The following is a 12,896-nucleotide window of genomic DNA, read 5'->3' as shown; positions in this document are numbered from 1 at the left end:
CTTTCAACGCCGGCCATGGTGATCAGCGTCAGGCGGCAGGCGCTCGCTGCCACATCACGGTGCCGGTGAAGGCGAAAACCGGCTCGCCATTCTGGTTCACGGCCGTGCTGTGCTGGGTCACGAGGCCCCAGCCGGGGCGGGATGCGGAGGGCCGCGCCTCCACGATGCGCACCGCATAGGTCAGCGCGTCGCCGGCGAAGACCGGCTTCAGCCATTTGAGGTCGCGAAAGCCCGGGGAGGGGCCGAGGCTGGGGACGGGCAAGCGCAGGGACAGGGCGGCCTGCCGCTGCCGCTCCCAGTGCGCCACCATCAGCTTCATCCACACGGCGGCCGTGTGCCAGCCGGAGGCGCAGAGCCCCCCGAACAGGGAGCGCCGGGACGCCTCCGCATCGACGTGGAACGGCTGCGGGTCGTAAGCGCGCGCGAAGGTGACGATCTCCTCGGGGGTGAACTGATAGGTGCCGAGCGAAGCCGTCTCGCCGGGCACGAGATCGTCCAGGAAACGCGCATGGTCCGGGGAGGGCCGGGCTTCGGGCAGATCCGGCGTCGCGCCCTGGTGGCCCCGCGCGGTGGTCGAAGCAGGGAGCTCGGCCTCCCGGCCGGGATCGCGGCGCCGGAACATGACCCAGTTGGTCTGCTGCAGCAGGTCCTCGCCCGTCCCGTTGGCAAGCACCATGCGGAAGCGGACCATGCCGATCTCCGGCCGGCTGCGCAGGGGCCGGCGTTCCAGCACCTCGACGGTGAGCGTGAGATCGTCGCCCGGCCGCACCGGCCGCAGCCAGCGCACTTCCTCGATGCCCGGCGCGCCCTGGCCCGTGGAGGCGAGGATGAAGCCGTCTGCGATCATGCGCATGACGATGCCGCAGCTGTGCCAGCCCGAGGCGATCAGCCCGCCGGCGAGGCTCTCCTTCGCCGCCTCGGGGTCCGTGTGCATCGGCTGCGGGTCGTATTGCCGCGCGAAGGCGACGATCTCGTCCATGGTGATGGGGCGGGGGCCGAGGGACAGGCGGATGCCGGGTTCGAAATCCTCGTAATGAGTGAGCGCCATGAACACCTCGCCGATCGTGAGCCCGGCAGACGAGGTCGCGCCGGGCAGCGGGCCCCAACTTGGGCTATAGCGGAAAGGCCGCGCCTCGACGACGGGCGCCGGAGCAATTCTGCCCTTGGCCAAATGCACGCGCCCGCGCTAGCTCACAGCGTGCCGGCGGCGGCATGGGCGAGGCGGATCGGCTCAGGCAGCCGGAAACGTGTCGTCGCGGCGAGCGTCACGGCGACGGCGCTCGCGAGGTCGATGCGGTGGCCCGGGGAGATGAAGACGGGACTGACGCGCTCGCGCGTGCGCAAGGCGACGCCGATCGTCTCCCCCTTGTCGACAAGCGGTGCGGCGGCGCCCTTCTTCAGCCCGAGCGCCTCGAAACGGCCGACGAGCAGCGTCTTGCCGCAGCCGATGGTCGGCTTCTCGAGCCACAGGCCCATGTGGCTGGCAATGCCGATGCGCCGTGGATGGGCGATGCCCATGCCGTCGAAGATGAAGACGTCCGGCTCGGTGCCGAGCTTACTGAAGGCTTCTTCCAGCACTGGTCCTTCGCGGAAGCTGAGCAGGCCGGGCACGTAGGGGAAGGGTGTCGGCCGCGTGGCGAGCACCGTCTCGATCACGGCGAAATCCGGCAGACTGGTGACGACGACGGCTGCACGCGAGAGGCCGTTCTTGATGCTAACGTCGACGCCGGCAATGAGCCGGACGTCGGGCAGGGACAGCGGCCGGCTCGTATCGATCTCGCCCCTTAAGTCCTGCTGCAGGACGACGGCGTCACGCGGTGTCACGGCCCAGCCATGGCGGGGATGGAGCTTCATGAACCCTTCATGGCAGGCGGCGATGCATGCCGCAATGGCGGAAACACCGACCGCGCCCTCCGCGAGCGACAGCCTCATCAGCTTCACCGGCTCGCTCGACGCCCCGTGGATCCGCTGGCAGAATCGGTCTCCGGTACGGGCACGCCAGCACAGCCGGTGGCTTCTTGTGCCGGGTTCGGGTGCGCGTTCGGCTTGCGCCCTGCTATTCCCGCTCCGCCGCGTCCTGCTCGTCGCGGGCGAGGCGCGCCTCAAGCTCGGCGATCCGGGCGGCGAGACGCTCGTTCTCGTCACGGGCGGCTGCGGCCATGTCGCGAACGGCGTCGAATTCCTCGCGGCTGACCACGTCCATGCTGCGCAGCATGCGTTCCATCTGGGCGCGGACGACAGCTTCCACCTCGCGGCGGGCGCCCTCGGCCATGCCGGCGGCGTCGGTGACGAGGCGGGCGATGTCGTCGAAAATCCGGCCGGTGGTCTGGGTCATGGCTGCCTCCTCGCGCAGTTCGGCTTGGCTATAGCACAAGTGCGGCAGGCGGGTGGCCCCTTCTCACGAAAAGATTGTCGCACTCGGGCCCGTTTCCCGTGCTATTGCCGGTCCTGTCGTCGCAGGCTGACGCGGTGTGGGGTTGACGCCGCATCCGTGGTCGGGAAAGTCGCGCGAAGACTGCCGAGACGATCCGCCGACGAGATCGAGATGCCAACCTTTGCAATCGCCTTCCCCACGATCGATCCGGTAGCCATCAGCATCGGGCCGCTCGCCATCCGCTGGTATGCGCTCGCCTACATCGCCGGGCTCTTGGGCGGCTGGTGGTATGCGCGCGCCCTGGTGCGCCGGCCGGGCCTTTGGAGCGGGGCGGGCCCGCAGCCGACACAGACCGATCTCGACGACCTGCTCGTCTATGTCGCGCTTGGTGTCGTTCTCGGCGGACGCCTCGGCTACGTCTTCTTCTACAATCTGCCGCACTATCTCGCGCAGCCGGCGGAGATCTTCGCGGTGTGGAAGGGCGGCATGTCCTTCCACGGCGGCCTTGTCGGGGCGGCGCTCGGCGTCGTCTGGCTGGCGCGCCGGCGCGGGCTTTCGGTTTTGACGATGTTCGACCTCGCCGCGACGGTGGCGCCCATCGGCCTCTTCTTCGGTCGCATTGCCAATTTCATCAATGCGGAGCTGTGGGGGCGGCCGGCGCCTAACTTTCCCTATGCCGTCGTCTTTCCCGGCGCCGGGCCAGTGCCGCGCCACCCGAGCCAGCTCTACGAGGCCTTTTCGGAGGGCCTCCTTCTGTTCGTGCTCCTTGCGCTCGTCGTGCGCGTCGCCGGCTTTCGCCGGCCTGGCCTCGTCGCCGGCGCCTTCGCCGCCGGCTATGCGGTGGCGCGCAGCGTCTGCGAGTTCTTCCGCGAGCCGGATCCGCAGCTCGGCTTCCTCTTCGGCCGCGAGGTCTCGGCGCTCGAGGGCGGCGTGACCATGGGCATGCTGCTCAGCCTGCCGCTGCTCGCTGCCGGACTCTTCCTCATCTGGCGGGCCCTGCGGCGCGAGCCGCTGCCGGCCGGCGGAAGGGGAGCAGCGGCATGAGCCGGCTCAAGAGCGAAATCGCCGCCATCATCGCCGCCGAGGGGCCGATATCGGTCGAGCGCTTCATGGCGCTCGCCCTCGGCCACCCGCGCCACGGCTATTACATGACGCGCGACCCGTTTGGCCGGGCGGGGGATTTCATCACCGCGCCGGAAGTGTCGCAGATGTTCGGCGAACTCGTCGGCCTGTGGGTGGCGTCCGTCTGGCAGACGATGGGCGCCCCCGGCAAGCTGCGCCTCGTCGAGCTCGGCCCCGGCCGGGGCACGCTGATGGCGGACCTGCTGCGCGCCGGCCGCGTGCTGCCCGGCTTCTCTGAGGCGGTCGACGTCCATCTCGTCGAGACGAGCCCGGTGCTGCGCGCGGCGCAGAAAGCTTCGCTCGCCGGGCGCGTCGCGGCGCTCCACTGGCACGACCGGGTCGAGGACCTGCCGCCGGGGCCGGCCATCATCGTCGCCAACGAGTTCTTCGACGCCCTGCCCGTGCGCCAGTTCGTACGCCAGGGCGGTGTCTGGCGCGAGCGGCTCGTCGGCCTCGGAGCGGACGGGCGTCTCGTCTTCGGCCTTGCGGCGGAGCCGGAGCCGCGGCTGACGCAGCAGGCAGGAGAGGGTGCCGTGCTCGAGGTACCGCTCGTCGGGCACGGCATCATGCGCGCCCTCGCCCAGCGGCTCGTGGCCGACGGCGGCGCGCTGCTCGCCATCGACTACGGCCATCTGGCGACGGCGCCGGGCGACACGCTTCAGGCGATGAAGGACCACAAGCCGGTCGATCCGCTGATCGAGCCGGGCGAGGCGGACCTGACGGCGCATGTCGATTTCGCCGCGCTCGGGCGGGCGGCGCTCGCCGCCGGCGCCGTGCTGCAGGGGCCTGTCACGCAGCGGGTTTTCCTCGAGGCGCTCGGGCTTGGCGCGCGGGCGGAGCGGCTGCAGCGCTCGGGCAGTCCCGATCAGGCCCGGGCCATCGCCGGTCAGCGTGAGCGGCTGGTAGAGGGCGGGCGCACCGGGATGGGGGAATTGTTCAAGGTGATGGCGGTGACGCATCCGGGCCTGCCGATGCTGCCGGGCTTCGACCGCCTGACGACACCGGCCGAGGCAAGCGGGGAAGAGCCATGAACGCACCGGACAGGGCCTTTGCGGACAGCGCGACGGCGGAGGCGATCGAGGCGGAGGCACTCGCCGCGCTCGGCGGCATCCGCCACGCCTTCTTCACGCGCCGCGGCGGCGTCTCGGGCGGCATCTACGGCTCGCTCAACGGCGGCATCGGCTCGCGCGACGATGCAGCTGCCGTGCGCGAGAACCGCCGCCGCATGGCGGCCCGGCTCGGCCTGCCGGCGGAGCGGTTGCTGGGTCTTCATCAGGTCCATTCGCCGGACGTGGTGACGGTCGAGACACCGTGGCCGGCGGATGCGCGGCCAAAGGCCGACGGTTGCGTGACGCGGATGCCGGGGATCGGCCTCGCCATCTCCACGGCCGATTGCGGGCCGCTGCTCTTCGCCGATCCCGAGGCGCGCGTCATCGGTGCCGCCCATTCCGGCTGGCGCGGTGCCTTTTCCGGCATCCTCGAGGCGATGATCGTGGCGATGGAGGCGCTCGGCGCGGAGCGCGGACGCATGATCGCCGTGCTCGGGCCAACGATCAGTGCATCGGCCTACGAGGTCGGGCCGGAATTCGTCGCCCAGTTCCGCGCGGCCGCCCCGGCCTGTGGGCGCTTCTTTACGCCCGCGCAGCGGGCGGACCATGCCATGTTCGACCTGCCGGGATTCATCGGTGCGCGCATGGCGGCGGCCGGCGTCGGTCGTTTCATTGACCTCGGCCTGTGCACCTATGGCGACGAGGAACGCTTCTACAGCTATCGGCGGGCGACCCACCGTGGCGAGGCGGACTACGGCCGGCTGATCGCGGCGATCACGCTCACTTCGTAAGCCGGCCCTTTTCGGTGGCCTCGGTGCGCAGGCGCCGCTCGACGTGCTTGGCGACGCGCAGATAGCGGTAGAAGGCGAAGTTCATCGCCGTCATGAAGCCGTAGACCCCGCGCACGAAGTGCCGGCGGCCGAAATAGGCCTTGATGAAAGCTGCCGGAAACTCGAGGTAGAGCCGCAGCATCGAGACCCGCTCGCCACGCTCATCGAGATTGTCCGCCTGGGCGTCGGTGTAGCTGTTGAGCTTGGCGAGCTGGTCACCGAGCGAGCGCACCGAGAAGTGGTGAATGGTGCCCTTGAGCCGACGCACGCGCGCACCGGGGGCGAGCACGACCCGATCGTGCACCGTCGAATCGGAATAGCGACCGATGTTGCGCCGGTAGAGCCGGACCGGCGCCAGGGCGTAGGCGAGACGATGCGGCGCCGCCTCGCCCGGGAAGATCTCGGCGATCCGCGTCTCATAGGCATCGGCCGCGGGATCGCCGGAGGCGAACAGGGCGGCGATCTCTGCCGCGAGATCCGGAGGCACGACCTCGTCCGCGTCGATGTTGAACAGCCAGGGGTGTCGGCACTGGTCCTCGGCGAAGCGCTTCTGCGGGCCGTAGCCGGGCCAGGGGTTGAAGACGACGCGGGCCCCGTGTGCCTCGGCAACCGCGACGGTCCCGTCCGTCGAGCCCGAATCGACGACGACGAGGTCATCCGTCAGGTGCCGCACCGCCTCGAGGGTCCGGCCGATGCGGTCAGCTTCGTTGTGCGCGATGACGAAGATGGAGAGAGGCAGGCTCACGTATCACACCCTGAGTTCTCGCCTGCCTTTGGCATGCGGGTGGGCCCGCGGCAAGACTCTCGCGCCATGGAAGGCCGCCGCGCGGGGCGCCTTTTCAGCGCAACGCGAGCCTGCAAAGCGGCCCTCCGGTATCGCAGGAGGGATGGGCGACTGATCGCGCTTCCACCCTCGCTTCGCGCGTTCGCAATCCGGCAGCAAGTGTCGCGCGGCGGCCTCTTAAGTGTTCGTTAGGCATAGCTGCAATGCAGCAACCGGGCAGGCACGCCGCGAAGGCTGCGCCATAACGCCCGGAACGAGGCTGAGAAGGGCATGATGAACGGTTGGTTAATGCCGCAGCGAAGAGGGAAAAAGAAATAAAAACAACAGTTTAATACGCTCGCGCGGAAGGTGCCAGCCGCTCTTGCGCCGCCTGCCTGAAGGTGGTCCCACATTTCTCCCGGCTTCCGTCACTTTTCAGCCATAGTCGCCAAAGGGGCCTGTGGCGGTGCGGCAACAGACAGCCGGCAGAGGTTCGGTTAGAAGGGTGCAACTTCCGGGCGGGCCCTGGTCCGCGGGAAGCATGAAGGAGTTAAATGATGAAAAAGATTCTTCTCGCGGGTGTTGCTGCTGCCGGCCTCATCGCTTCCGGCGCCGCGGCGTTCGCTGCCGACCTTCCGAGCCGCAACGTCGCTCCCGTCGCTCCGGCTCCGGTCGTTCCGATCTTTACCTGGACCGGCTTCTACGTCGGTGTGAACGCCGGTTACGGCTGGGGCGAGTTCTCGAAGGCTGCAGGCTTCGATGATCCGGACGGCTTCGTCGGCGGTGGTCAGATCGGCTACAACTACCAGATCGGCCAGTTCGTCGTCGGTCTCGAGACGGACATCCAGTACGCTGACCTCAAGGGCAAGACCGCTGCCACGACGTTCGCCAACGGCAACATCGGCACCGGCCGCGGCGAGGTGGAGTACTTCGGCACCGTCCGTGCCCGCGTCGGCGCCGCCTTCGACCGCGCCCTCATCTACGTGACGGGTGGTCTTGCCTACGGCGAGACGAAGTTCTCGGGCATCGACGCCACGGCTGGCCTCGCCTTCTCGAAGTCGGAGACCAACGTCGGCTGGACGCTCGGCGCCGGCCTTGAGTACGCCTTCACCAACAACATCACCGCCAAGGCCGAATACCTCTACGTCGACCTCGGCGACAACCGTTACTACGGTGCCAACAAGGCGGAGACCCAGTTCTCGGTCGTCCGCGCCGGTCTGAACTACAAGTTCTAATCGGCTTCCGGTTCAAACCGGTTCCTCAAGACCCGGCGACTTCGGTCGCCGGGTTTTTTATTGGCCGGGGCGGCAGCGCACCCACAGCGTGAAACGCCCGGCCCCGGAGCGTCCAGGCCGGACCGTGGCGTGCGTTACGCCGAAACCTTCGTCGCCTCGAAGGAGGGCACGCGCTGCGCGAAGTCGTCGAGCCAGGCGACGAGCGCCGGATGCTCGCGGCGCCATGCGCCGCCGAAGCGCAGGTCGAGATAGCCGAGGGCACAGGCGAGCGCGACATGGCCGATGTCGATGCCATCGGCAAGACGCGGCGGGGCGGCGGCAGCCGAGGCGAGGGCCCGTGCGACCTTGCCGGCCTGGTGCTCTACCCATTTCGGCTCGTGCTTGTCCGGACCGCGGAAGCGGCCCTCGTAGACCTGCAGGATGGCCGCATCCATGATGCCATCGGCGAGCGCTTGGCGCGTGAGCGCATCGAAACGCTTCTCTCCGGCCGGATGGAGGCCGCCGCCGGCGAGGTGGTCGAGATATTCGGCGATCACCCGAGAATCATAGAGAACGCGCCCGTCTTCTAGGACAAGAGCCGGGATCTTGCCGAGCGGGTTCTGCCGGCGCAGCGAATCGCTCGGGTCGGTCGTATCGGCCGGCACGATCTCGATGCGGTCGGAGAGGCCGAGAATGGCGGCGGCGATCTTAACCTTGCGGCCGAACGGAGAGGCGGGAGACGAACGCAGGACGAGCATGGGCGAGGCTTCTCCTCGTGTGGTCTGAAGGCGAATCGGCAGCGGCTGACCTGTCGTCAGCCGTGGCAAGCTTTGTGACGGGCCGGCCTTGTGCGGGCAAGCGCCCGTGACGCATGGCAGGGGGACGGGGCCGGTGCGGGCCGTCACTCGCCGGCGATCCACTCGGCCCGGAAGCCGGCGCCGGCGCCCTGCGCGAGGCGCCTGGCGAGGGCCGGCAGCAGGACCTCGGCCTCCTCCTTCAGCGTCCACGGCGGGTTGACGACGACGAGGCCGGAGCCGTTGAGGCGCGCCGCGTCGCGCCCGTCCGTCACCATCAGTTCAAGGCGCAACACCTTGCGTGTGCCGCTCGCGGCGAGGCGCGCGGCGAAGGCGTCGATGGCACGCACGTCCTTGATCGGGTACCAGCCGGCGAAGAGGCCGGTCGGCCACTTCTTCCAGGCGCGGGCGATCTCCTCTGCCAGCCGTCCGAGTTCACCCGGCTCCTCGAAGGGCGGGTCGATGAGCACCAGGCCGCGCCGCTCGGGCGGCGGGATCATGGCGTGGAGCGCGGTCCAGCCGTCGAGCGCGACGGCCTTGATGCGCTGGTCGTAGGTCAGGGTGCGGGTGAGCGTTTGGGCGTCCTTCGGGTGCTTCTCGACGGCGATGGCGCGGTCCTGCCGGCGCAGCATGGCCGAGACAAGCATCGGCGAGCCGGGATAAGTGCTCTCGCCGTGGCGGGCGCGCACGGCGGCGATGGCGGCCCGGTAGGGAGCGATCAACGCCTCGGCCTCCTGGGGCAGCGGCGCCTCTAGCCGGCCGATGCCGTTGCGCCATTCCGCGGTCTTCTCGGCTTCCTCGCCGGCAAGATCGTACAGCCCGATGCCGGCATGGGTGTCGATGACGCGGAACGGCGCGTCCTTCTTCAGGAGATGGACGAGGATGCGCGCAAGCAGCGCGTGCTTCATCACATCGGCGAAATTGCCGGCGTGATAGGCGTGACGGTAGTTCATGTCGGTAAGGCCCTCACCGCGGCGCCTCGACCTTGAGATCGCCGAAGCGGCAGCCGCTGCGGTCGACCTCTGGACAGGTGCGGAAGCCGCGCAGGTCCTTCGTCAGGCAGATGCGCACCTCCTGCAGCACGCCGCGCCGGCAGACGATCGACATCATGTCGGTCCTGAGGCCCTTGTTGACGGCGACGAAGGCGCGTTCGAGGTCGATGGGCGTGAAGGCCTGGTCCCCGGCCGGGCTCTGCAGCTGCGGCGGAATGGTCACCATGTCGCGCGCGCGCTTCACGTCGGCGAAATAGTCGCTCGGGCTCCTGCCGGAGCAGGTGCCATGCTTGCGCCACTGATAGCGCGCGAGGCCCTCGTCCGGATAGAGCCCCGCGGCTTCGGCGACGGCGGCGCGCGAGGGATTGCGTGGCACGTTGGCGCAGTCGGTCGGATAGCCCCGCTCATGCTGCGGCCACAGGCCGTGCACGACGAAGCCGAGGCCAGCCCCGTCACGGCACTGCTCGCGTTCGTCGGCCTTGTCGGACAGCGCGCAGAAGCCCGGCGACCAGGAGAGGGCAAGCACGTAGAAGTCGAACGCGCCTGGGCGGCCGCCCCGCTCGGGCCCGGCGGCATCGGCACCGCCCGCGAGCAGAAGGGCGCTCAGGCTCGCGCAGATGGCCAGCCCCGCTCTGCGGCCGGTGAGGCGGGGCCGCCCCTTCGATCTCGGCATCGGCGCGCTTTCAGGGGCGGGCGGCGCGGCAGTGGCCGCCATAGGCATAGGAGCGGTCGAGCCCGCTGACGCACCATTCGACGTTCCAGCCCCAGCCGGCAAGCCCGAGATCCTCGCGCACGGAGTAATAGACCGTGCGCTTGCGCCCGTCGGACGTCCAGGACCGGGCCGCGCAGAAGCGGCGTGGAATGTAGCTCGCGCTCCAGGGACGATAGCCCAGGGAGCGGATGTGCTCGAAGCTGGTGATGCTGAGCGAGGAGGCCCAGTAGCGCGCTTCGGTGGTGGCGAAGCGCTCCCGGATGTCGGAGAGCACGGCCGGGTCGTCGCAGGCGGGTACGCGGCCCGTCCACGGCACCTCCCGGCGCTCGGCCGGGACGGTGTCGTAAGGATGAGCCGGGCCGGCGCGATAGGCGATGGTCCGGTCGTAGTCGGCGGCAATGGCCATGGGACTTATGATAACGGCTGCGACGGACAAGGCGAATAAGGCGCGCATCGCTCTCTCCACACGTATCGAGTGAAGGTCGTGTGGCGGACGATGCGCGGCGCGGCCGCGAAGGTCAAGCGGCGCACCCCTGCCTCAGAGTGAAGCGGCAGAGCGGGCGGCCTGGTCGTAATGGCCGGACAGCGCCCGCATGTTGCTCGCGATCTGCGACAGGGCGCTCTCGTCGAGGCCGAGGCCGCGGACCGCGCGCACGAGCAACTGCTCGCGGATGGCACGATAGCGCAGGCAGGCGGCTTCGCCCTCGGCGGTGACGGCGACCGTCTTCTCCTTGCCGGTGCGGCCGCTCTTCACGAGTTTCAGCCGCTCCAGCTTCTTGACCGAATAGGTCACGAGGTGAGTATCCTCGACATTGAGGACGAGGCAGATGTCGGCGAGCTTCTTGCCCTTGCCGCGGTGGTTGACGGAGTGCAGCACGAGCACGTCGAGTGGCGACAGGTCCGGCACCCCCGCGGCGGCCATGCCGCGCACCATCCAGCGATGGAAGGCATGGCTGACGAGGATGAGACCGAACTCGAACTCCGACAAGGCCGGCAGGGCGCCTGAGGCGAGATGGGCCGAGGAGACGATGGGGCCGAGCGCGGGCCACTCCCGGGCCTCCGCTGGGGCATTGTCTGTGCTGTTCTTCGTCATGGCGACCTCCGCAAGCTCTCAGCCGGCCTCGAGCATGGTGCGCGGCAGCCATAGCGCGAGATCGGGAAAGATCGCGAGCAGGGCAACCACAATGGCGAGGATGAGGAAGAAGGGCAGGGCATAGAGGCCGATGCGGAAGATGCTCCGTCCGGTCATGCCCTGCAGCACGTAGAGGTTGAAGCCGACGGGCGGCGTGATCTGCGCCATCTCGACGACGATGACGATGTAGATGCCGAACCAAATGAGGTCGAAGCCCGCGGCCTGTACGAGCGGCATGATGACCGCCGTCGTCAGCACTACCATCGAGATGCCGTCGAGGAAGCAGCCGAGCACCATGTAGAACAGCGTCAGCGCCAGCAGCAGCTGCCACGGGCTGAGGTTCATGGCGCCGATCCATTCGGCGAGCGCCCGCGGGATGCCCGTGAAGCCCATCGCCGTGGTCAGGAAGGCCGCGCCGGCGAGGATGAAGGCGATCATGCAGGAGGTGCGTGTGGCGCCGAGCAGCCCGTCGCGGAAGCTTGCCCAGTCGAGCGTGCCCATGGCGCGCGACATGACGAGCGACAGCGCGACGCCGACGACCGCCGCCTCCGTCGCCGAGGCGAAGCCGCCGTAGATGGAGCCGATGACGCCGAGGATGAGGAGGATGACGGGGATGAGCCGCCAGCCGGCAGCAAGGCGCTCGCGCAGTGGCATGCTTGGCTCGCGCTCGGGCATGCGACCGGGGTTGAGGAGTGCCCAGCCGCCCACATAGGCCATGAAGAGGCCGGCAACGACGATGCCCGGCACGATGCCGGCGATGAACAGGCGCGCGATCGACTGCTCGGTTGCCGCGCCGTAGACGATCATGATCAGCGACGGCGGGATGAGCAGGCCGAGCGTGCCACCGCCGGCGAGCGTACCGATGGCGAGGCGCTCGTCATAGCCGCGCTTCTTCAACTCCGGCAGCGAGATGCGGCCGATGGTGGCGCAGGTTGCGGCCGAGGAGCCGGAGACGGCAGCGAAGATCGTGCAGCCGACGACGTTGACGTGCAGGAGCCGGCCCGGCAGGGCGCGCATCCACGGCGCAAGGCCGGAGAACATGTCCTGCGACAGGCGGGTGCGGTAGAGGATCTCGCCCATCCAGATGAACATCGGCAGGGCGGTGAGGTCCCACGACGTCGCCGCGCCCCAGACGGAGGTGGCGAGCACCTGGCCTGGCGGCGCCGAGACGGCGATGACCATGCCGGCATAGGCGACGATGCCGAGAGCCAGCGCGATCCAGGTGCCGGTGCCGAGGACGAGGAAGAGGACGACGATGAGCAGGCTCGCGAGCGTGACGGCGTCCATCGCTCAGGCCTCCTTGCCGACGGCGATGGCGTCTTCTGCCGAGCGGAAGGACGGACGTCCGCGCACCGCGGTCTCTTGCAGTTCGTCGAGGATGGCAATGGTCAGTATGGCGAGGCCGATGGCGAGGCTCGCCTGCGGGATGACGAGCGGCACAGGCACGATGCCATAGGATTTCTCGTTGAAAGTCCACGAATCCAGGGCGAGCTTGGCCGTGTACCAGGTGCCGTAGCCGCTCGCGAGGGCGGAAACGCCTAGTGCGAACAGCTCCATCGGTCTGCGGCGCGCTTCGCCGACGAGGGCGAGCAGCATGGTCACGCGGATATGGCTGCCGGCCTTGAGGCTGGCACCGAGCGCAAGGAAGCTCGCCGCCGCGAGCAGGAAGCCGCCGATCTCGGCGAGCGAGGGCACGATGAAGCCGGTCTGCTCGAGCCCAAGCGTGCGCAGAGCGCTGTCGAGCAGGCGGGCGCCGACCTGCAGGCCGACGAGGACAGCGATGGCGACGAGGCAGAGGCCAGCGAGCCAGAGCGACAATGAATAGAGACGGTCGAGGGCCGCGCGCATGAGGCCTCCTCCTGCCGGCAGGATGATGAAAGACAGGCGTCAACGCCGCCGGGGCGGTGCGGATCA

General features: G+C 69.1%; 15 protein-coding genes. 4 read left to right on the top strand and 11 right to left on the bottom strand.

Annotated features, from left to right (window positions below):
- Positions 1-28: 28 nt before the first annotated feature.
- The 3 genes from ASC46_RS01695 to ASC46_RS01685 form a co-directional block, all read right to left on the bottom strand.
- Positions 29-1,048 carry a MaoC family dehydratase gene (locus tag ASC46_RS01695; protein WP_055457902.1) on the bottom strand — a complete coding sequence of 340 codons (1,020 nt, stop codon included), beginning with the start codon at positions 1,046-1,048 and terminating at the stop codon, positions 29-31.
- Positions 1,049-1,191: 143 nt separating this feature from the next.
- Complete coding sequence (gene nfi, locus ASC46_RS01690; protein WP_055457901.1) at positions 1,192-1,854, bottom strand: deoxyribonuclease V; 663 nt, start codon at positions 1,852-1,854, stop codon at positions 1,192-1,194.
- Positions 1,855-2,056: 202 nt separating this feature from the next.
- Complete coding sequence (locus ASC46_RS01685; protein ID WP_055457556.1) at positions 2,057-2,335, bottom strand: accessory factor UbiK family protein; 279 nt, start codon at positions 2,333-2,335, stop codon at positions 2,057-2,059.
- A gap of 210 nt (positions 2,336-2,545) precedes the next feature.
- Between ASC46_RS01685 and lgt the strand changes: the two genes are divergently transcribed.
- The 3 genes from lgt to pgeF are packed head-to-tail and all read left to right on the top strand — an operon-like array spanning position 2,546 to position 5,336.
- Positions 2,546-3,418, top strand: coding sequence for a prolipoprotein diacylglyceryl transferase (lgt, locus tag ASC46_RS01680; protein ID WP_055457555.1), 873 nt, complete (start codon positions 2,546-2,548; stop codon positions 3,416-3,418).
- Positions 3,415-4,527, top strand: coding sequence for a class I SAM-dependent methyltransferase (locus tag ASC46_RS01675; RefSeq protein WP_055457554.1), 1,113 nt, complete (start codon positions 3,415-3,417; stop codon positions 4,525-4,527). The genes lgt and ASC46_RS01675 overlap by 4 nt, the downstream gene beginning before the upstream one ends.
- Positions 4,524-5,336, top strand: a complete 813-nt coding sequence (gene pgeF / locus ASC46_RS01670) for a peptidoglycan editing factor PgeF (RefSeq protein WP_055457553.1) — start codon at positions 4,524-4,526, stop codon at positions 5,334-5,336. Before ASC46_RS01675 ends, pgeF begins: the two co-directional genes overlap by 4 nt.
- Here pgeF and ASC46_RS01665 read toward each other — a convergent pair.
- Complete coding sequence (locus tag ASC46_RS01665) at positions 5,326-6,120, bottom strand: glycosyltransferase family 2 protein (RefSeq protein WP_055457552.1); 795 nt, start codon at positions 6,118-6,120, stop codon at positions 5,326-5,328. The genes pgeF and ASC46_RS01665 overlap by 11 nt on opposite strands.
- A gap of 575 nt (positions 6,121-6,695) precedes the next feature.
- Between ASC46_RS01665 and ASC46_RS01660 the strand changes: the two genes are divergently transcribed.
- A complete protein-coding gene (locus ASC46_RS01660; protein ID WP_055457900.1) occupies positions 6,696-7,373 on the top strand; it encodes an outer membrane protein in 678 nt (225 codons plus the stop codon).
- A 134-nt stretch (positions 7,374-7,507) separates the two neighbouring features.
- Here the strand turns inward: ASC46_RS01660 and ASC46_RS01655 are convergent, their stop codons facing one another.
- The 7 genes from ASC46_RS01655 to ASC46_RS01625 all read right to left on the bottom strand — a co-directional run bounded on the left by ASC46_RS01655 (position 7,508) and on the right by ASC46_RS01625 (position 12,830).
- Complete coding sequence (locus ASC46_RS01655; protein WP_055457551.1) at positions 7,508-8,110, bottom strand: glutathione S-transferase; 603 nt, start codon at positions 8,108-8,110, stop codon at positions 7,508-7,510.
- 143 nt (positions 8,111-8,253) lie between these two features.
- A complete protein-coding gene (locus ASC46_RS01650) occupies positions 8,254-9,099 on the bottom strand; it encodes a 23S rRNA (adenine(2030)-N(6))-methyltransferase RlmJ (protein ID WP_055457550.1) in 846 nt (281 codons plus the stop codon).
- A 13-nt stretch (positions 9,100-9,112) separates the two neighbouring features.
- Complete coding sequence (locus ASC46_RS01645; RefSeq protein WP_072249418.1) at positions 9,113-9,811, bottom strand: ribonuclease T2 family protein; 699 nt, start codon at positions 9,809-9,811, stop codon at positions 9,113-9,115.
- A 10-nt stretch (positions 9,812-9,821) separates the two neighbouring features.
- Positions 9,822-10,304, bottom strand: a complete 483-nt coding sequence (locus ASC46_RS01640; RefSeq protein WP_071924065.1) for a hypothetical protein — start codon at positions 10,302-10,304, stop codon at positions 9,822-9,824.
- Between the two features lie 84 nt (positions 10,305-10,388).
- Positions 10,389-10,943: a winged helix DNA-binding protein gene (locus ASC46_RS01635; protein ID WP_055457548.1), complete on the bottom strand. Its 555-nt coding sequence runs from the start codon at positions 10,941-10,943 to the stop codon at positions 10,389-10,391.
- Between the two features lie 18 nt (positions 10,944-10,961).
- Positions 10,962-12,269: a TRAP transporter large permease gene (locus ASC46_RS01630; RefSeq protein ID WP_055457547.1), complete on the bottom strand. Its 1,308-nt coding sequence runs from the start codon at positions 12,267-12,269 to the stop codon at positions 10,962-10,964.
- Positions 12,270-12,272: 3 nt separating this feature from the next.
- The gene (locus tag ASC46_RS01625; RefSeq protein ID WP_055457546.1) at positions 12,273-12,830 is read right to left on the bottom strand and encodes a TRAP transporter small permease; all 558 of its coding nucleotides are present in this window, start codon (positions 12,828-12,830) and stop codon (positions 12,273-12,275) included.
- Positions 12,831-12,896 lie beyond the last annotated feature (66 nt).

The organism is Chelatococcus sambhunathii (assembly GCF_001418005.1).
Taxonomy (GTDB): Bacteria; Pseudomonadota; Alphaproteobacteria; order Rhizobiales; family Beijerinckiaceae; genus Chelatococcus_A; species Chelatococcus_A sambhunathii.
This window is presented reverse-complemented; position numbering and strand designations above follow the sequence as displayed.